The sequence below is a fragment of the Gallaecimonas kandeliae genome, assembly GCF_030450055.1.
In the GTDB taxonomy this organism is placed as follows: Bacteria; Pseudomonadota; Gammaproteobacteria; order Enterobacterales; family Gallaecimonadaceae; genus Gallaecimonas; species Gallaecimonas kandeliae.
On record NZ_CP118480.1, the window covers coordinates 824,756 to 842,460 of the forward strand.

General features: G+C 63.8%; 18 protein-coding genes. 9 read left to right on the forward strand and 9 right to left on the reverse strand.

The window, feature by feature from the left end; all coding sequences use genetic code 11:
* Positions 1 to 28: 28 nt before the first annotated feature.
* The 8 genes from PVT67_RS03905 to ygfZ all read right to left on the reverse strand — a co-directional run bounded on the left by PVT67_RS03905 (position 29) and on the right by ygfZ (position 8,766).
* A complete protein-coding gene (locus tag PVT67_RS03905) occupies positions 29 to 1,606 on the reverse strand; it encodes an ABC-F family ATPase (protein ID WP_419181031.1) in 1,578 nt (525 codons plus the stop codon).
* 142 nt (positions 1,607 to 1,748) lie between these two features.
* A complete protein-coding gene (locus PVT67_RS03910; protein ID WP_301498037.1) occupies positions 1,749 to 2,564 on the reverse strand; it encodes a DUF2726 domain-containing protein in 816 nt (271 codons plus the stop codon).
* A gap of 92 nt (positions 2,565 to 2,656) precedes the next feature.
* On the reverse strand, positions 2,657 to 3,067 hold the full coding sequence (locus PVT67_RS03915) for a hypothetical protein (RefSeq protein WP_301498039.1): 411 nt from the start codon (positions 3,065 to 3,067) through the stop codon (positions 2,657 to 2,659).
* 403 nt (positions 3,068 to 3,470) lie between these two features.
* Positions 3,471 to 4,499: a sensor domain-containing diguanylate cyclase gene (locus tag PVT67_RS03920; RefSeq protein ID WP_301498041.1), complete on the reverse strand. Its 1,029-nt coding sequence runs from the start codon at positions 4,497 to 4,499 to the stop codon at positions 3,471 to 3,473.
* A 27-nt stretch (positions 4,500 to 4,526) separates the two neighbouring features.
* Positions 4,527 to 5,573 (reverse strand): metalloprotease, encoded by a 1,047-nt coding sequence (locus PVT67_RS03925; RefSeq protein WP_301498043.1) that lies wholly within the window; start codon positions 5,571 to 5,573, stop codon positions 4,527 to 4,529.
* Between the two features lie 136 nt (positions 5,574 to 5,709).
* Positions 5,710 to 6,966 (reverse strand): NAD(P)/FAD-dependent oxidoreductase, encoded by a 1,257-nt coding sequence (locus PVT67_RS03930; protein ID WP_301498045.1) that lies wholly within the window; start codon positions 6,964 to 6,966, stop codon positions 5,710 to 5,712.
* A 216-nt stretch (positions 6,967 to 7,182) separates the two neighbouring features.
* The gene (locus PVT67_RS03935; protein WP_301498047.1) at positions 7,183 to 7,542 is read right to left on the reverse strand and encodes a DUF3718 domain-containing protein; all 360 of its coding nucleotides are present in this window, start codon (positions 7,540 to 7,542) and stop codon (positions 7,183 to 7,185) included.
* Between the two features lie 261 nt (positions 7,543 to 7,803).
* Complete coding sequence (ygfZ, locus tag PVT67_RS03940; RefSeq protein ID WP_301498049.1) at positions 7,804 to 8,766, reverse strand: tRNA-modifying protein YgfZ; 963 nt, start codon at positions 8,764 to 8,766, stop codon at positions 7,804 to 7,806.
* A 115-nt stretch (positions 8,767 to 8,881) separates the two neighbouring features.
* Between ygfZ and PVT67_RS03945 the strand changes: the two genes are divergently transcribed.
* Together PVT67_RS03945 and PVT67_RS03950 are read left to right on the forward strand one after the other, a co-directional pair.
* Positions 8,882 to 9,145: an FAD assembly factor SdhE gene (locus PVT67_RS03945; RefSeq protein WP_301498051.1), complete on the forward strand. Its 264-nt coding sequence runs from the start codon at positions 8,882 to 8,884 to the stop codon at positions 9,143 to 9,145.
* Positions 9,146 to 9,242: 97 nt separating this feature from the next.
* A complete protein-coding gene (locus tag PVT67_RS03950; RefSeq protein ID WP_301498053.1) occupies positions 9,243 to 9,467 on the forward strand; it encodes a hypothetical protein in 225 nt (74 codons plus the stop codon).
* A gap of 22 nt (positions 9,468 to 9,489) precedes the next feature.
* Here the strand turns inward: PVT67_RS03950 and nadB are convergent, their stop codons facing one another.
* A complete protein-coding gene (nadB, locus tag PVT67_RS03955; protein WP_301498055.1) occupies positions 9,490 to 11,097 on the reverse strand; it encodes an L-aspartate oxidase in 1,608 nt (535 codons plus the stop codon).
* A gap of 178 nt (positions 11,098 to 11,275) precedes the next feature.
* On the opposite strand from nadB, the gene rpoE reads away from it, so the two are divergent.
* The 7 genes from rpoE to lepB (PVT67_RS03990) all read left to right on the forward strand — a co-directional run bounded on the left by rpoE (position 11,276) and on the right by lepB (PVT67_RS03990) (position 17,678).
* The gene (gene rpoE, locus PVT67_RS03960; protein WP_301498057.1) at positions 11,276 to 11,860 is read left to right on the forward strand and encodes an RNA polymerase sigma factor RpoE; all 585 of its coding nucleotides are present in this window, start codon (positions 11,276 to 11,278) and stop codon (positions 11,858 to 11,860) included.
* Positions 11,861 to 11,871: 11 nt separating this feature from the next.
* A complete protein-coding gene (locus PVT67_RS03965; RefSeq protein ID WP_301498059.1) occupies positions 11,872 to 12,453 on the forward strand; it encodes a sigma-E factor negative regulatory protein in 582 nt (193 codons plus the stop codon).
* Positions 12,450 to 13,439, forward strand: coding sequence for a MucB/RseB C-terminal domain-containing protein (locus tag PVT67_RS03970; protein ID WP_301498061.1), 990 nt, complete (start codon positions 12,450 to 12,452; stop codon positions 13,437 to 13,439). Before PVT67_RS03965 ends, PVT67_RS03970 begins: the two co-directional genes overlap by 4 nt.
* Positions 13,436 to 13,906 (forward strand): SoxR reducing system RseC family protein, encoded by a 471-nt coding sequence (locus PVT67_RS03975; protein ID WP_301498063.1) that lies wholly within the window; start codon positions 13,436 to 13,438, stop codon positions 13,904 to 13,906. Before PVT67_RS03970 ends, PVT67_RS03975 begins: the two co-directional genes overlap by 4 nt.
* A gap of 70 nt (positions 13,907 to 13,976) precedes the next feature.
* Entirely contained in the window at positions 13,977 to 15,767 is a 1,791-nt protein-coding gene (gene lepA, locus PVT67_RS03980; protein WP_301498065.1) for a translation elongation factor 4, read from the forward strand.
* A gap of 9 nt (positions 15,768 to 15,776) precedes the next feature.
* A complete protein-coding gene (gene lepB / locus PVT67_RS03985) occupies positions 15,777 to 16,697 on the forward strand; it encodes a signal peptidase I (protein ID WP_301498067.1) in 921 nt (306 codons plus the stop codon).
* Between the two features lie 66 nt (positions 16,698 to 16,763).
* Entirely contained in the window at positions 16,764 to 17,678 is a 915-nt protein-coding gene (lepB, locus tag PVT67_RS03990) for a signal peptidase I (RefSeq protein ID WP_301498069.1), read from the forward strand.
* The last annotated feature ends 27 nt before the right edge of the window (positions 17,679 to 17,705 follow it).

Consider the following 17,705-nt stretch of genomic DNA (forward strand, 5'->3'; position numbering starts at 1 on the left):
AGAGGGCCTCCCTGAAGCGTGGCAGCTGTCAGTGCATTTCCACTACGCCCTGGGCCTTGAGGTAGTCGTCGTAACTGCCCAGGTAGTCGTTGATACCGGTGGGGGTCACTTCGATGATACGGGTGGCCAGGGAGCTGACGAACTGGCGGTCGTGGGACACGAACAGCAAGGTGCCCTTGTAGTGCTCGAGCGCCAGGTTCAGTGCCTCGATGGACTCCATGTCCATGTGGTTGGTGGGCTCGTCCATCAAGAGGATGTTGGGCTTGTGCATCATGATCTTGCCGATCAGCATCCGGCCCTGCTCACCACCCGACAGCACTTTGACCTTCTTCTTGATGTCGTTCTGGCTGAACAGCATGCGGCCGAGGATGGAGCGCAGCGTCTGCTCGTCGTCCCCTTCCTGCTGCCATTGGGCCATCCAATCCATCAGGTTGAGGTCCATGGCGAAGTCGTCGGCATGGTCCTGGGCGTAGAAGCCGATGTTGGAATTCTCGGACCACTTGACGTTGCCGTCCTTGGGCTCCATCACCCCGGCCAGGGTGTTGAGCAACGTGGACTTGCCGACGCCGTTGGCGCCGATGATGGCGATGCGCTCACCCACTTCCACGTTGAGCTTGAAACCCTTGAACAGCAGGTCGTCGTCGTAGCCTTGGGCCAGATCTGTGACTTCCAGGGCCTGGCGGTAGAGCTGCTTGGCCTGCTCGAAGCGGATGAAGGGGCTCTGGCGGGAAGAGGGCTTGACCTCTTCCAGCTGGATCTTGTCGATCAGCTTGGCGCGGCTGGTGGCCTGTTTGGCCTTGGAGGCGTTGGCGGAGAAGCGGCTGACGAAGGTCTGCAGCTCGGCTATCTGGGCCTTCTTCTTGGCGTTGTCGGCCAGGAGGCGCTCGCGGGCCTGGGTGGCGGCCGTCATGTACTCGTCGTAGTTCCCCGGGAAGAGGCGCAGCTCGCCGTAGTCAAGGTCGGCCATGTGGGTACAGACGGCGTTCAGGAAGTGACGGTCGTGGGAGATGATGATCATGGTGCTGCCCCGTTCGGTCAGCACCCCTTCCAGCCAGCGGATGGTGTGGATGTCCAGGTTGTTGGTGGGTTCGTCCAGCAGCATCACGTCCGGGTCTGAGAACAGCACCTGGGCCAGCAGCACCCGCACCTTGAGGCCGGGGGCCACGGCGGCCATGGGGCCGTAGTGCTGTTCCTGGGGTATGCCCAAGCCCAGCAGCAGCTCGCCGGCGCGGGCCTCGGCGCTGTAGCCGTCCATCTCGGCGAACTGCACTTCCAGGTCAGCCACCTTCATGCCGTCGTCTTCGCTCATCTCCGGCAGGGCATAGATGCGGTCGCGCTCGGACTTGACCGCCCACAGCTCGGCATGGCCCATCACGACGGTGTCGACCACGGAATATTCTTCGAAGGCGAACTGGTCCTGGCCCAATTTGGCCATGCGGGTGTGGGGGGGCAGGAAGACGTTGCCGGCGCTGGGTTCCAGCTCGCCGTTGAGGATCTTCATGAAGGTGGACTTGCCGCAGCCGTTGGCGCCGATGAGGCCGTAGCGATTGCCCTCGCCGAACTTGACGGAGATGTTTTCGAAAAGCGGCTTATCGCCGAACTGCATGGTGATATTGGCGGTAGACAGCACCTTGGGGCCCCCTGGGTTATGAGGGGGGCAAGCCTACTGGCTTTGCCTGGCGGAGGCAATGGGGCTGGCGGAATTTTCGCCATGAAAAAAGGCGCCTGGAGCGCCTTTTTCTTTTGGCTCAGCGGCTGGCCTTGAGGGTGAAGAGGCCTTCCTGGACCACCTCGGCTCGCGGCTTGGCTTCGGGCTGCGCCTGGGGCCGAGGCTCGTCCAGGGGCAGCACCGTCTTACACAGCGGGTAGGCGGAGCAGGTCCAGAAGCGCTGGCCGGCGTATTTGCCTTTACTGACCTGGCGTTGGCTCATCAGGGCGTCGCATTTGGGACAGTGCTTGCCGCCGGCAACCGGCGCCTCGACGGCGCTCAGGCTGGGCAGCCCGGGATCGGGTGTTTCCTGAGCTTGCAGCGCCGCCGCCGGGGAGGCGGGCAAAGGCTGGCCACGCAGGGTCTTTTCGATACGCTCGCGCAGGTGCAGGGCGGTGAGGGCGCTGTCGCTTTTCACCACCAGCAGCGGCAGGCCTATCTGTTGGCAGATCCGGGCCAGTTGCTTGTCGCGCTGTTTGCGGGCGCGGCTGACCTTATCTTGGGGGGCCAGCTCCAGCACCAGGCTGACGGCCAGATCACTGCGGCGGCAGAGCACGAAGTCGAGGCGCTTGGCGCAGATCTTCTCGAAGGCGCGGCGGTGATCGCTGCCCTTGAACCTGGGCTGCACCCCTATGACATCGGCCCAGCGTACCTTGGTGAAGACGCGGTAGTCGGGGTCGCAGGCGGCATCCAGCAGGGGCAGGAAGGCCATCTCGGCTTCGGTCAACAGCGGCTGGCGTTCATAGGGGCGGCGCAGCCGCAGCAGGCTCAGCAGCCAGATCAGCAGGGACAGCAGCAGCAGGCCGGCACCGGCCAGGATAAAGGGCAGCAGGAATTGCAGGTCGTCACTGGGCATGGGATGGCATTCCGATGGGCTTGGGCCGACTCTAGCCGGCCCTGGCTGTCAATTAGCTGAGCAAAACACAGCGCCACCCCGTCGGCAAGGCTTCAGCCCAGGCGGGTGCGGAATTTCTGCATCTGGTCGAGGATCTGCAGGCGGATCCAATGGGGAAAGCTTTGGGTCTGCACCAGATAGCGCTGGTTGTCGGCATAGACGAACCAGGCTGGCACTTTGACGCTGCCCACCGACTCGATGCGCTGTATCTGCTCTGCCTTGAGCCTGACACGGCGGCGGCGGTACTGGATCTCCAGGCCGTCCTCGTCGAAGGACAGGCCATGGACCCGCTCGTCGAGGAACCAGCGGGCCAGCAGGAACAGGCCCAGCAGCCCGGCCAGTAGCCAGAGGCCACCGTTGAGGCTGAAGTCCTGGTTACGAAGGATAAGGGCGCTGGCGACCAATGCCAGGGTGCCGGCGGCCTGACTGACATAGAGTTTGTCCGAGCCTTTGAAAGTGCGCATAAGTCGATTCTTCCAACCTTGGCCCCCTCGCCCCTGCCGGACAAGACGGCTCACTCTTTCTTCTCCCGGCCCTCAGTGGCCGGAGTGATCGGGTCTCGTTGGCAAACGGCGCCAGGGCCCTGTTGTCGGCCTTTTCCTACAGCAATGGCTGTATCAGAGGCCTCTGAATTGTCCAGATTGCCGTTCAAAAACTGAGCTGTCAATGGGCAACTCTTTGTTTGTCAATGTGGTTTTTGCCTGATCGGCAGTGGCACCGCCGGTGCTGGGCCGGCTCCTGGTAAAGTCGGGTGTTTCGAAAAGAAGGCGTCCCTGCCCAATCAAGGAACGAAACGCCTTCAGCATAGGGAGGCTATGTGCAGGGAAAAAGAGCGGATGGCGATGGGCTGGCCTGGCTCTTGCCTTGTCAACCTCGCCGGCTGGCCCAGCAGCCGCGGCCGGCGGCCTTGCCGTCGTAGAGGGCGTCGTCGGCCAGGGCCATCAGTTGCTCCATGTCGAGGTGATTGGCGGTGCCCACCCCTATGGTCAGGCCCAGTGGCAGGCTTTGCCCCTGGGGGCTGACATAGGCTTGGCTCCTGGCCGCCTCCAGCAGGCGCTCTGCCAGCTTCTCGGCATCCTCGGCGCTACAGGCGCCGAGGTAGACCAGGAATTCGTCGCCCCCCAGCCGGATCACCAGATCGTTTGGCCTCAGGCTGTGGTTCATGCGCTGGACCAGCTCGATCAGCACGGCGTCCCCCACGTCGTGGCCGAACTGGTCGTTGACTGCCTTGAAATGGTCCATGTCCACCAGCAGCACCGAGCTTTCCTGGCCGGCTGCCTGGTGGCGGGCCAGATCCCTGGCCAGCTGTTCGTCGATGATGCGCCGGGTCCAGGCGCCGGTCAGGGGGTCGGTCAGGGCTTCCTGGCGGGCTTGGTCGAGCTTGCTCATCAGCTCCTGGTGGCGGTGGGTCAGGACGTGCAGCCTGACCTCGTTCTCGGCCCAGGCCGCCAGGCTGGCCAGGGTCTCCAGATCTTCTTCGTCAAAGCTCCTGGGTTTGTCGGCGGAGATACAGAGGGTGCCTATGGCCTGGTTGTCGAAGAAGAGGGGATAGCCGGCGTAGAAGCGGAGGAAGGGCGGGCCCAGCACCAGGGGGTTGTCGAAGAAGCGGGGATCCTTGCCGGCGTCGGTGACGATCAGCGGCTGGCGGGCAGCCACGGCATGGCCGCAGAAGGAGACGGTCCTGGGTGTGCTGGTGAGCTCCAGGCCGACTGTGGCCTTGAACCACTGGCTGTCATCGCTGATCAGGGAGACAAAGGCCACGGGGGTGGCAAAGATACGGCTGGCCAGCTTGACGATGCGGTCGAAGCGCGGATCCCGCTCGCTGTTCATCATCAGGGACTTGCCCAGGGCATGGAGCCTTTGGGTCTCTATCTCGGGCCTGGGCGGTACCTGCATAGGGGCCTTGCCTCTGTCGGGGAGCCTTCAGGATGACAATAGCAGATGGGGGATCTCGGTTCCCGGCAGGCCGCTGTTGGCCATCAGCACAACCAGCCCCAGCAGGGCCAGGAACACCGCCAGGTACCAGGCGCCACTCACCATCATACCCCATTTGTTCATGGCCAACTGTTGGCTCGGGTTGTTGCGCTCCCCCAACAGATCGGCAAGGCCCGCCACCAGCAGTATCGCCAGCAGCATGAAGCCGAAATAGAGGCTCAGGGCAAACCCCAGGGCCGACAGGGCCAGCACGGCGTAAAAGGCGATAGGGTTGCGGCTGGAGGCCATCACCGCCTTCAGCACCCGGCCGCCGTCCAAAGGGTGGATGGGCAGCAGGTTGAAGAGGTTCAAGAAGGCCCCCAAAGACACCACTGCCCCCAGCCAGGGGCTGGCGGACAGGCGCCAGCCGACCCAGGCCAGCAGGCACATCAAGAGCCCCGCCGTCGGGCCGGCCATGGCCACGAAAACTTCCTGCCACTGGGTCTTGAACCGCTCCGACGAGACGGCGGCGCCGCCGAAGAAGGGGATCAGGTAGATGCCTTTGGTGGGGATATTGAAGCGCTGCATGGCACGCAAGTGGCCGTACTCGTGGAACACCAGTATGGCGATCAGCACCAGGGCCAGCTTCCAGTTGAAGAGGTAGGCGTAGGAGGCAAAGCTGGCCCCGGCCAGCACTACCTTGATGGCGCTGGCGCTCTTGAACAGCTTGAGGCCCAGGGCCAGCCAGCCAAAACCCTTGCCGTGGCGCTCGGTGTGGGATTCAGCTTCACCCTGAGGCTGGGCCATGGCCAGCGGCGCCTGGCCTTCACCGGCCAGGGCATCCCCCGACAGCAGCCGGTAGCGGAAGTGGCCTTGCTCCGGGTGCAGGCTCAATTGCAGCTGCCAGTCCTGGCCGTCCAGCAGGAAGCGGTGCTCGCTGAGGTTGCCCTGGGCGGCGCGGACGCTGACGGGCTTGTGATCGACCCGCAGCTGTTCGCTGCCACCCTGGCGGCTCAGGCTGAAATGATAAGGGCCGCATTGAAAAGTCAGTTCCATGGTGAAAAGGGGACTCGCTGTCGGGGTGTTAAGGGCAGGCTAACGGCCTTGCCCGGCCAATACCAGAGCAAAGAAATCACGGGCCTAAAATGCAAGACGCCAGGCAGGCCTGGCGTCTTGGTGGCTGGCACTGGGCTCAGTGCAGCTTGAGGCGGGGCCTGACCCAGCCGTTGAGCTTGTCGGCGATCATCAGCCCCAGGGTGCGCCAGAAGCCGAACAGGGCCAACTGGTGCTTGCGGTAGAGGGAGATGTACATCCAACGGGCCAGGTGGCCTTCCACGAAGAGGGTGCCCTTGGCAAGGCTACCCATCAGGCCGCCCACGGCGCTGTGTTCGGCCAGGGACACCAGGGAACCGTAGTCCTTGTATTGGAAGGGGTGGTCGAAGGCCTCGCTTTTGGTCAGGGCGCTCAGCAGCTTGTCCAGGTAGATGGCCTGCTGGTTGGCTGCCTGGGCCCGGGGCGGGGCGGCGTCGCAGCAGTCGCCGAGGGCATAGATATGCTCGTCGGAGGTGCGCAGCTGCTCGTTCACCACGAACTGGTTGCGCCTGGAGGTTTCCAGACCCAGGGTAGTCAGCCAGTCGGCGCCCTTGATGCCGGCGGCCCAGACCAGCAGACCCGCCTCCAGGCGCTCGTCGCCGTCCAGGATGAAGGCATCCTTGGTGGCTTCCACCACCTTGGCGCTGGTGCGTACCTTGACCCCCAACTTGTTGAGTTCGCGCTGGGCCTTGGCGGCGATCTTCTCGTTGAGGGCCGGCAAAATGCGCGGGCCCGCCTCCAGCAGGGTCAGATCCAGGCTCAGGTGATGGGCGCCGTAGCGGCGGAAGACCCGTTCGGCGCTGTTGAGCTCGGCCGAGAGTTCGACGCCGGTGGCACCGGCACCGACGATGGCGATGCGCAGCCGCTCCGGCTTTTCGGTGAGGGTCTGGGCCTGGATCCGGGCCAGCAGGTGGTCGTGGAAGACGTTGGCCTGTTCGGGGCTATCCAGGAAGAAGGCGTGCTCCGCCACCCCCTTGGTGCCGAAGTCGGCGCTCTGGCTACCCACCGCCAGTACCAGTTGGTCATAGGTCAGGTGCTGGTTGCTGGACAGGAAGCGGCCCTTGCCGTCGCGGCTGGGGGCCAGGGTCAGCTGGCGCTGTTCCTTGTCCAGCTCGGTGAGCCGGCCCTGGACGAACTGGAAGCCGTTGAGGCGGGCCAGGTTCAGGTAGTCGGCGCCGCCCAGCTCGGGGTTGAAGGCGCCGGTGGCGACCTCGTGCAAGAGCGGCTTCCATACATGCTGTCGGTGCTGGTCGATGAGCAGCACCTGGGCCAGGTGTTTCCTGCCCAAGCTGCGGCCCAGGCGGCAGGCAAGCTCCAGGCCCCCGGCGCCGCCGCCGACAATGACGATACGCTTCATAAATCCTCCTTAGACTGCCCGCTACTTTACCAAAGCCAAGTCCTTGTCAGTGAGGGAAAAATGGTCTGTTAATGTGGGTTGAAAGCTGTATCGAGGCTGTTGTCGGCCTGGCGTAAAGGTGGAGAAAATGTAGCCTCAAGGGGCCCGGTTTTTGTGTGGTCTGGCCGGAAAAAATCAAGGCGCCCTGGGACGCCTTGTCAGTGGAGCTGGGCGGGGTCAAAAACTGCCCGCTACCAAGATGGTACCGTCTTTCTTCGGCTGGTAGCCAAGGTCGCGGATCTCGACGCGGGTCCTCTGGTGGAAGCGCCTTTGCAACTGGAAGGCGACCTTGTCGCTGCCCACCATCAGGGCGAAGTGGGATATGGGCATGTTATTGCAGCTGATGTAGTTGGCGATGAAGTTGTAGCCGAGGCCGCTGCCACGGGCGGCCATCAGCACCCGTGCCGGGCTGTTGGAGAGGGTGCTCATGCAGATCCGGGTGGCCTCGCTGTTGTCGCCGGCCTTGTAAGTGGTGGCCTGGCTGGGCAGCGCGGCCGCCAGTAACAGGGCGACCGTAGCAATGGATACTCTGGTCATGGTCGACTCCTTGGTTCTTTTTGGATGAGACTGCCTGGCCAGTCGTAGCCAAGGCTAAATCACAGTCTGGGCCCACGCTTTAGCGGGCAAGGTACAACGAATGTAACAGGGCATGACTGGGAAGGGGTGCAAGGTTGGCAGGGGGCAGAAAAGGTAAAGGCAGATCTCTGAAATCCGGGCGGAAAAAGCCGTTGGCCCGTTAAAGGCGAGAGACTGCTAGCCATATTTCCTTACAAAAAGCCCGCCTGGCGGCGGGCTTTTTCAGGGGGCCAGGGCCAGTTGGCTGGCCTCGTCGCCCTTGAGGCGGAACTGGCTGTCTGGCTCAAGGTCGTTGGCCGCCACGGCGAGCAGGTGCAGCTCGCCTTCGGCAAAGCGGTAGGCGGCCACCACAACACCACCGCGGCGATAGCTGTCCCCCAGTTTCAGCTCCAGCTCGTCACTGGCCTTGGGGCTGGTTGCGGCTTTGCCGGCCAGGTGCCAGAGGGTACGCTTGTTGCCGCCACGGTAATGCATGCGAGCCACCACTTCCTGGCCCGTGTAGCAGCCTTTTTCGAAGCTGATGCCGCCGAGGCCGTCGAGGTTCAGCTGCTGGGGTATGTATTCCCCTTGCAAGGCGGCCGGCAGCCATGGCTGGCCGGCCAGTACGTCCAGGCCTTGCCAGGCGGCGGGCTCGAACCAGGCTCCGTCCAGCTTGGCCACCAGGGCCTGCATGGCCTCTAAGGGCAGGGCCAGCAGGTAGCGGCCCCCCTGGTTCAGCACCAGGCCATTCTCCAGCTGGGTGACCTCCATTACCTCCTGGGGCACTGGAACGCCGGCTGCCGTCAGGGCCGCGCTTGCCTGGCTGCCTGCCAGGCCCAGCAGCAACAGCTCCTCGGAGGCGTCGCTCAGGGTGACCTTGTTGAAGACGGCGTACTTGGCCATGCCGGGCAGTTGCTGGGGGATGGCGTCCCTTGCCTGGAGCAGTAGCAGATCCTCGCCTTGCCACAGTGCCGTGAACAGGCCCAGCATCTTGCCCTTGGGGTCGCACTGGGCGGCGAGGCTGGCCCTGTCTTTGGCCAGGGCCTGGATGTCGGCCGTGATCTGGCCTTGCAGGAACTTGGCCGCCTCTATACCGGCCAGGCGCACCAGGCCCAGCTCGGTAAGGGGGATCAGGGCCAGGGGCGGCAGGGCCTTTGGCAGGGCCTTGCTGGGAAGAGTGCCGAGGATGGATTGCCAGGATGACATCGATAAGCTCCTAAAATCGTTGCCTACATGATACTGCAAGGAGGCGCGGAGGCTGAATAGCGACGCGAAAGGGGGTAAACTTGCCGCCAGTTAAATTCCCCGGAGTATTTGCCTGATGACAGATCGCATTCACAAGGCGCGTCTCAAATGGGCCTGCCGCCGCGGCATGCTGGAGCTGGACGTGCTGTTCGAGCCCTTCGTGGACGAGGCCTATGACGATCTCAACGATCAGGACAAGGCCACCTTCGAGCGCCTGCTGACCCAGGACGACCCGGATCTCTTCGCCTGGGTCATGGGCCACCAGATCTGCCCGGATCCCGAGCTGGCCGCCATGGTCAAGTTCATCGTCGACCGTGTCCACGCCCGCATCCAGTCATAACCTTCAGCCCCATCCCTGGCGCTGGCGCCCCTGGTTGGAGAGGGCGCCGCTGCTGCTTTTCTTGCCCGCCATCCCCTGGCTGGGCTGGCGGGCGCTGTTGCTGCTCATTCCCCTCTGGTGGGTCAGGTTACCGCCGCTCCCCAGACTTATCTGGGTCGACGAGGCGGGCTGCCTGCGCCTGGACGGCCAGGTCCTGACAGCGCAGAGGGTGATGAAAAGCCCGCTGCTGGTGATGCTCAAGGCGGGCGGGCGCTGGTACTGGCTCTACCGGGCGGAGTTTGCCGAGGCGGACTGGCGCCGCCTCAAACGTTGCCTGAGGTAGCGCCGGCCCTGGCGCTGGGGCTTCAGGGCTTGTCCGGGTTCAGCACTGTGGGGCCGGACTGGGGCAGTTGGTCCGGGTAGTCCAGGTTGTAGTGCAGGCCACGGGACTCCTTCCTTTCCATGGCGCAGCGCACGATAAGCTCGGACACCAGCACCAGGTTGCGCAGTTCCAGCAGGTTGTTGGACACCCGGAAATTGGCGTAGTAATCCTGGATTTCCTGCTTGAGCAGCTCGATGCGGTGCAGGGCCCGCTCCAGGCGCTTGTTGGTGCGCACTATCCCCACGTAGTCCCACATGAAGAGCCTGAGCTCATGCCAGTTGTGGGCTATCACCACTTCCTCGTCCGAGTCTGTGACCTTGGATTCGTCCCAGGCCGGGGCCCTTGGCAGGTCGCCGAGGCTGGCCAGCTCGCCTCGGATCTTGTCGGCGGCGGCGTTGCCGAATACCAGGCATTCCAGCAGGGAATTGGACGCCATGCGGTTGGCGCCGTGCAAGCCTGTGTAGGCCACCTCGCCTATGGCGTAGAGGCCGGGTAGGTCGGTCTGGCCGTTGAGATCGGTCACCACGCCGCCACAGGTGTAGTGGGCGGCCGGCACCACGGGTATGGGCTCTTTGGTGATGTCGATGCCGAGGCCCAGCAGCTTCTCATGGATGGTGGGGAAGTGCTTGGTGACGAAATCGGCGTCCTTGTGGGAAATGTCCAGATAGACGCAGTCGGCCCCCAGTTTTTTCATCTCATGGTCTATGGCGCGGGCCACCACGTCCCGCGGCGCCAGTTCCCCCATCTCGTGGTACTGGTCCATGAAGCGGCTGCCGTCGGGGCGGCGCAGCACGGCGCCTTCGCCGCGCAAGGCCTCGGTGACCAGGAAGTTCCTGGCCTGGGGGTGGTAGAGACAGGTGGGGTGGAACTGGTTGAATTCCATGTTGGCGACCCGGCAGCCGGCCCGCCAGGCCATGGCGATGCCGTCGCCCGAGGCCACGTCCGGGTTGGAGGTGTACTGGTAGACCTTGGAAGCGCCGCCAGTGGCCAGCACCACCGCCTTGGCTCGCACCGTTTCCACCCTGGCCTGGTTGCGGTTCCAGACATAGGCGCCGAAGCAGCGCTCGGTGTCCAGGCCGAACTTGCGACCGGTCAGCAAGTCCACGGCGTTATGGGCTTCCAGCAACTGGATGTTGGGGTGGCGGCGCACCTGCTCCACCAAGGTCAGCTGCACGGCCCGGCCCGTGGCGTCGGCGGCGTGGAGAATGCGGCGGTGGCTGTGGCCCCCTTCGCGGGTCAGGTGGTAGCGGGGCTCGCCGTCTTCCCCTTCTTCCTTGTCGAAGGGCACGCCCAGCGAGATCAGCCACTCCAGGGCTTCCTTGGCGTGGCTGGCGGTAAAGCGCACCGCTTCGACGTCGCAGATGCCGCCGCCGGCTACCAGGGTGTCGTCCACATGGGATTCGATGGTGTCGGTCTCGTCGAAGACGGCCGCTATGCCACCCTGGGCATAGTAGGTGGAGCCTTCCTTGAGGGGACCCTTGGCCAGCACCATCACTTGGGCATGGTCGGCCAGTTTCAGGGCCAGGGTCAGGCCGGCAGCGCCGCTGCCGATGACGAGGACGTCACAGAGATGGTCAGTGTCTGCGTGCATACAGTATGATGGCGGGCAGGGCAAGTGTCAGGTGCGGCGCAGTATCCCTCCAAGCTCGGGCAGAGTCAAAAACTTGGAGAGTCGTTGAACTTCCCTTGCATCGCTGCGTCATAGAGGTGGCGCTTGTACCGAGTCACAACGCAGATTTGAGAAAAACATGTTGGGAGAACAGGCTCGGATGACTGAGCAGACCGTGGATAACGACCTGGCATTGGTCGAACGCGTGCAGCGTGGCGACAAACAGGCGTTCAATCTGCTGGTTGCCAAGTATCAGCACCGGCTGGCCAATTTGGTGGGCCGTTACGTGAAAAATGCCGGGGACGTCCCCGATGTGGTCCAGGAGGCCTTTATCAAGGCCTACAGGGCGCTGCCCAACTTCCGTGGGGAGAGCGCCTTCTACACTTGGCTGTACCGCATCGCCGTCAACAGCGCCAAGAATTATTTGGTGGCCCAGGGCCGCCGGCCGCCGGCCAACGACGTGGATGCCGACGAAGCGGAATTCTACGACGGTGCCGACGCGCTGCGGGAAGTGGACAGCCCCGAGAGGATGTTGCTGTCCGAGGAAATAAAGCGGGTGGTGTTCGAAACCATTGAGTCCTTGCCGGACGATTTGCGTTCCGCCATTACACTGCGCGAGATGGAAGGGCTCAGCTACGAGGAGATCGCCACCGTGATGGAATGTCCGGTGGGGACGGTAAGGTCCCGTATCTTCAGGGCTCGTGAGGCTATCGACAAAAGGCTGCAACCTTTGCTTAGGCGTTAAGGGTAATGACTATGGCACAGCATCGTGACGAACTCTTCTCGGCATTGGTCGACAACCAGCATGGGCTGGACGACCACCTGTTGGAAGAACTCAAGACGGATCCCGAGGCGCAGGCGCGCTGGCACCGCTATCACCTGATCGGTGACGCCCTGCGCGGCGAGCTGCCCGGCCAGTTGTCCTTCGACATCACTGCCAAGGTGGCTGCCGCCCTGGACGAGGAGCCGGCCCTGCTGGCACCCAAGGCAGTCGAGAAGGCCAAGCCCCGAGGCCTGCAGGGCTTCTGGCGCCCAGTGGCGCAGCTGGCGGTGGCCGCCTCCGTGGCCCTGGTCGCCGTCGTCGGCGTCCAGCAGTTCAGTGGCAAGGACGACCTGCCCCAGCCGGCCAGCCCAGTGCTGTCCACCCTGCCGGCCCTCGGCACCGCCGCCCCTGTCAGCCTGGAAGCGGCTCCCCGCGGCGGCCAGCAGCAGGGCCGTCTGGTACAGGCCGAGCAGCAGCGCAGGGTCAACGCCTACCTGCAGGATCACGCCCAGCAGCTGAGGCTGCAGGACGAAGAAGAGGCCCAACAGCAAGCCAGCGAGGCCAATCCGCAATGATGTCGACCTGGTTGGTGCTGGCGGCACTGACAGCCACCCCTGCCAGCCCAGCCGCCAGCCCGCAAGACCCCGGCGCCCAGCCTCCCGCCCAGGAGGCCAGCGCCGACAGCCAACAGGCCATGGACTGGCTCAGTGACCTGTCCAAGGCCCTGACCCAAGGCAACTACGTCTTGTCCCTGGTCAAGGTCCAGGAAGGCCGGGTCCAACCCTTCCGCTACGAACACGGCGTCATCGACGGCCAGGAAGTGGAACACCTGGTGTTCCTCAACGGCCCGCCCCGTGAAGTGGTGCGCAAGGGCGGCGTGGTCACCCTGCTGGACATGGAGCACAGCCCCTTTTCCTACAAGGCCGACAGCATCCGCGGCCCCATTCCCGACGCCCTCTTGTCGCCGCCGGCTGATCTTGCCCAGCACTACGACCTGGTGCTGGCCGGTATTTCCCGCATCGCCGGCCACCCTGCCCAGCTGCTGCGCATAGTGCCCAAGGACAACTACCGTCACGGCTACTGGATCTGGATAGACAAGGACAGCCACCTGCCGCTGCGGGTGGACAGGGTCGCCCAGGACGCCGCCGTGGTGGAACAGCTGATGGTGGTGGATCTCGACGAGCTCAAGGCGCCGTCCGATCACCTGCAGCGGGTCGCCGCCGTGCAGTTCCCGGCCCCCAGCCTCAACCCCCAGGCCAGGCCCCTGACCCTCGGCAAGGTCACCTGGCTGCCCCCCGGCTTCCACCCCGTGGTGGCCAACTACCACCGCCTGGCCCAGTTGGGGGAAGGGGTGGACTACTGGCTTTATTCCGACGGCCTCGCCGAGATCGCCGTCTACATCAATCCCAGCGCCCCTTCCCAGGAGCTGACCATGCGCCAGAGCGGTTTCTACAACCTGGTGGGCATCAACCACGGCGGCGTCGAAGTGATGGCGGTAGGCACTGTGCCCACCGAAGCCCTGGAGCGGGTGGCCAGCCAGGTCACCCTGGTGCGGCCATGATAGAGCGGGACGTGGAAGTGGTGGCGGTGGCCAAGGAGCGCATCCAGGTGCAGTTCCGCCGCCAGTCCAGCTGTGACGGCTGCCACAACCAGGACGACTGCGGCTCAGGCCAGCTGTCCAAGGCGCTGAGCAACCGCCTGGAAAGACTGGAGCTGAGCTGCTTCGAACCTGTGGCCAAGGGCGATTTCGTGCGGGTCGGCATTTCCGAGCAGAGCCTGGTGCGGGGCACCCTGGTGCTCTACCTCTTGCCGCTGCTCTGCCTTATCGGCGCCGCCCTGCTGGCTTCCAGCCTGGTGGACGCCTGGCAGCTCTCCGAACTCTGGGTCTTGCCGGCCCTGGTTGCCGGCGGCTATGGCGGTTTCAAGTGGGCCGGCCACCTGGCCACCTCACTGGTGGAAGAGCCGAAGCTCATCAAGGTGCTGAGCCGTGAAAAGGAGCGTTTGAGCGTCGCTGTTTCCGGCGGATGATTTGCCTTGCGCTTTAGCGTAAAATCCCCGCATTTGCGACCCAGCAGTCAATTGGATCATCCCAAGCCTCATGAAGCATATTCGTAACTTCTCCATCATTGCCCACATCGACCACGGCAAATCTACCCTGTCCGACCGCCTGATCCAGGTGTGTGGTGGCCTGACCGACCGCGAAATGCAACAGCAGGTGCTGGACTCCATGGACTTGGAGCGCGAGCGCGGCATCACCATCAAGGCCCAGAGCGTCACCCTCAATTACAAAGCCCAGGACGGCGAGACCTACCAGCTCAACTTCATCGACACTCCCGGACACGTGGATTTCTCCTACGAGGTGTCCCGCTCCCTGGCCGCCTGTGAGGGTGCCCTGCTGGTGGTGGACGCCGGCCAAGGGGTGGAAGCCCAGACCCTGGCCAACTGCTACACGGCCCTGGACATGAACCTGGAAGTGGTGCCTGTCCTCAACAAGATTGACCTGCCCCAGGCCGAGCCCGAGCGCGTCGCCGAAGAGATCGAAGACATCGTCGGCATCGAGGCCATAGACGCTGTGCGCTGCTCCGCCAAGACCGGCATCGGCGTCGATGAAGTGCTGGAGCGCATAGTCCAGGCCATACCGGCTCCGGTCGGCGACCCTGACGCCCCCTTGCAGGCCCTGATCATCGACTCCTGGTTCGACTCCTACCTCGGTGTCGTCTCCCTGGTGCGCATCAAGAACGGTTCCCTCAAGAAGGGCGACAAGATCAAGGTGATGAGCACAGGCCAGAACTGGGACGTGGACCGCCTCGGCATCTTCACCCCCAAGCAGAAGGACACCGCCGGCCTGCAATGCGGCGAGGTGGGTTGGGTAGTGTGCGGCATCAAGGACATCCACGGCGCCCCCGTGGGCGACACCCTGACGTTGGCCAAGCACGGCGCCGACAAGCCCCTGCCGGGCTTCAAGAAGGTCAAGCCCCAGGTCTATGCCGGCCTCTTCCCGATCAGCTCCGACGACTACGAGTCCTTCCGTGACGCCCTCGGCAAGCTGTCCTTGAACGACGCCTCCCTCTTCTACGAGCCCGAGACCTCAACGGCGCTGGGCTTCGGCTTCCGCCTCGGCTTCCTCGGCATGCTGCACATGGAGATCATCCAGGAGCGCCTGGAGCGGGAGTACGATCTGGACCTCATCACCACGGCCCCGACCGTGGTCTACGAGGTCAAGAAGACCGACGGCGAAACCATACTGGTGGACAACCCCTCGGCCCTGCCGCCGATCCAGAACATCGAAGAGATAGGCGAGCCCATAGTCGAGGCCCACATACTGGTGCCCGCCGACTATCTCGGCAACGTCATCACCCTCTGTATCGAGAAGCGTGGCATGCAGACCAACATGGTCTACCACGGCAAGCAGGTGGCCCTGACCTATGAGCTGCCCATGGCCGAAGTGGTGCTGGATTTCTTTGACCGCCTCAAATCCACCAGCCGCGGCTACGCCTCCCTGGACTACAACTTCAAACGCTTCCAGACCGCCGACATGGTGCGCCTGGACGTGATGATCAACGGCGACCGGGTCGACGCCCTGGCCATCATCACCCACAAGGACAACGCCCAGTACCGGGGCCGCGAACTGGTGGAGAAGATGAAAGAGCTGATCCCCCGCCAGATGTTCGATATCGCCATCCAGGCCGCCATCGGCAACCACGTCATAGCCCGCAGCACCGTCAAGGCGCTGCGTAAGGACGTAACGGCCAAGTGCTACGGTGGTGACGTCAGCCGTAAGAAGAAACTCCTTCAGAAACAGAAGGAAGGTAAGAAGCGGATGAAGCAGCTGGGGAACGTGGAAGTGCCCCAGGAAGCCTTCCTCGCCATCTTGAAAGTAGGAAAATAAGGACTATTCATGGCGCAGTATTTCTCCATCCTCCTGGTACTGATCACCCTGGGTACCGGCCTGGTTTGGGCCCTGGACAGGTGGCTGCTGGCCCCCAGGCGCCGGGCCGCCCTGGCCCGTGCCGAGGCCAGTGCCGGCGGTGACCTGGACCAGGCCAGCCGCAACAAGCTGCTGGCCGAACCCGGCTGGGTGGAGAGCTGCCGCGGCGCCTTCCCGGTGATAGCGGCGGTGCTGGTACTGCGCTCCTTTATTTTCGAGCCCTTCCAGATCCCGTCCGGCTCCATGATGCCGACCCTGCTGGTAGGGGACTTCATCTTGGTGGAGAAATTCGCCTACGGCCTCAAGGATCCGGTCTTCGCCAAGAAGTTCCTGAAGACAGGTGAGCCCAAGCGCGGCGACATCTTCGTCTTCAAGTACCCCGAAGATCCCAGCGTCGACTACATCAAGCGGGTGGTGGGCCTGCCTGGCGACCGCATCATCTACCGCAACAAGCACCTCTATATCCAGCCGGCCTGTCAGGAAGGGCAAAGCCCCTGCCCGGGCCTGACCGAGGTGGGCAGCGTCGACAAGGGCCGGGGCGAGTTCAGCCTGGGCAACTTCCCCCAGGACAGGCGCACCGAGACCCTGGGCGACGTCAAGCACGACATACTGCTGGCCCCCGTTTTCCCGGACAGGGTTGGCGACTACTACAACCAACCGGGCACCCGCCCTGACGAATGGATAGTGCCAGCCGGCCATTACTTCGCCATGGGCGACAACCGCGACAACAGCCGGGACTCTCGCTTCTGGGGCTTCGTGCCCGAGGCCAACCTGGTGGGCAAGGCGGTATTCATCTGGATGAGCTTCGACATGGATCGCAGCCCCGACAGCTGGCTGCCCAACTGGGTGCCGACCGGGGTGCGCTTCGGCCGCCTGGGGCCCATCCACTGACAACAACGATGGAACATTGAGGGAGCGCCTGGCGCTCCCTTCGCATCACGGGATCAAGGAGGATAGGTGGCGCAGTATTTTTCCATAGTGCTGGTGATGATCACCTTGGCCACGGGCCTGGTCTGGGCCCTGGACAGGTGGAAGCTGGCACCCCGGCGCAAGGAGGCCCTGGCCGAGGCCGGCGCGGCCGGCGGCCTGGACCAGGACAGCCGCGACAAGCTGCTGGCGGGGCCTGGCTGGGTGGAAAGCTGCCGCGGCGCCTTCCCGGTGATAGCGGCGGTGCTGGTACTGCGCTCCTTTATCTTCGAGCCCTTCCAGATCCCGTCCGGCTCCATGATGCCGACCCTGCTGAAGGGGGACTTCATCCTGGTGGAGAAGTTCGCCTACGGCCTCAAGGAGCCGCTCTTTCGCAAGAAGTTCCTGGCCACGGGGGAACCCAAGCGGGGCCAGGTGTTCGTGTTCAAGCACCCCCAGCACCCCGAGATCGACATGATCAAGAGGGTGGTGGGTTTGCCGGGGGACAAGATTGTCTACCGCAACAAGCACCTCTACATCCAGCCGGCCTGCAAGCAAGGGCAAAGCCCCTGCCCTGGCCTGGAAGAGGTGGCCAGCGTCAGTGAAGGCAAGAGCCCCTATTCCATGGGCCAGGTACCTTTGGAGAGGCGCAGCGAGGTGCTGGGCGGTGTCAAGCACGACATACTGCGCAGCCCCGTCTTCCTCGACCAGGTGGGGAGTTACTATCCCCACCCCGGCGGGCAGGCGGACGAATGGATAGTGCCGGCGGGGCATTATTTCGCCATGGGCGACAACCGCGACAACAGCAGCGACTCGCGCTACTGGGGCTTCGTGCCCGAACAGAGCCTGGAGGGCAGGGCCGTTTTCATCTGGATGAGTTTCAAGATGGACCGCGGCCCTGACAGCTGGTTACCCAGTTGGGTACCAACCGGGGTTAGATTTGGACGCCTGGGTCCCATAAAATAAGTATTCGAGCAGGGCGGATTGACCGCC

Coding starts and splice junctions, on each gene's coding strand:
- PVT67_RS03905 (WP_419181031.1), bottom strand. CDS start 1,606: ATGCAGTTCGGCGATAAGCCGCTTTTCGAAAACATCTCCGTCAAGTTC.
- PVT67_RS03910 (WP_301498037.1), bottom strand. CDS start 2,564: ATGCCCAGTGACGACCTGCAATTCCTGCTGCCCTTTATCCTGGCCGGT.
- PVT67_RS03915 (WP_301498039.1), bottom strand. CDS start 3,067: ATGCGCACTTTCAAAGGCTCGGACAAACTCTATGTCAGTCAGGCCGCC.
- PVT67_RS03920 (WP_301498041.1), bottom strand. CDS start 4,499: ATGCAGGTACCGCCCAGGCCCGAGATAGAGACCCAAAGGCTCCATGCC.
- PVT67_RS03925 (WP_301498043.1), bottom strand. CDS start 5,573: ATGGAACTGACTTTTCAATGCGGCCCTTATCATTTCAGCCTGAGCCGC.
- PVT67_RS03930 (WP_301498045.1), bottom strand. CDS start 6,966: ATGAAGCGTATCGTCATTGTCGGCGGCGGCGCCGGGGGCCTGGAGCTT.
- PVT67_RS03935 (WP_301498047.1), bottom strand. CDS start 7,542: ATGACCAGAGTATCCATTGCTACGGTCGCCCTGTTACTGGCGGCCGCG.
- ygfZ (WP_301498049.1), bottom strand. CDS start 8,766: ATGTCATCCTGGCAATCCATCCTCGGCACTCTTCCCAGCAAGGCCCTG.
- PVT67_RS03945 (WP_301498051.1), top strand. CDS start 8,882: ATGACAGATCGCATTCACAAGGCGCGTCTCAAATGGGCCTGCCGCCGC.
- nadB (WP_301498055.1), bottom strand. CDS start 11,097: ATGCACGCAGACACTGACCATCTCTGTGACGTCCTCGTCATCGGCAGC.
- rpoE (WP_301498057.1), top strand. CDS start 11,276: ATGACTGAGCAGACCGTGGATAACGACCTGGCATTGGTCGAACGCGTG.
- PVT67_RS03965 (WP_301498059.1), top strand. CDS start 11,872: ATGGCACAGCATCGTGACGAACTCTTCTCGGCATTGGTCGACAACCAG.
- PVT67_RS03970 (WP_301498061.1), top strand. CDS start 12,450: ATGATGTCGACCTGGTTGGTGCTGGCGGCACTGACAGCCACCCCTGCC.
- PVT67_RS03975 (WP_301498063.1), top strand. CDS start 13,436: ATGATAGAGCGGGACGTGGAAGTGGTGGCGGTGGCCAAGGAGCGCATC.
- lepA (WP_301498065.1), top strand. CDS start 13,977: ATGAAGCATATTCGTAACTTCTCCATCATTGCCCACATCGACCACGGC.
- lepB (WP_301498067.1), top strand. CDS start 15,777: ATGGCGCAGTATTTCTCCATCCTCCTGGTACTGATCACCCTGGGTACC.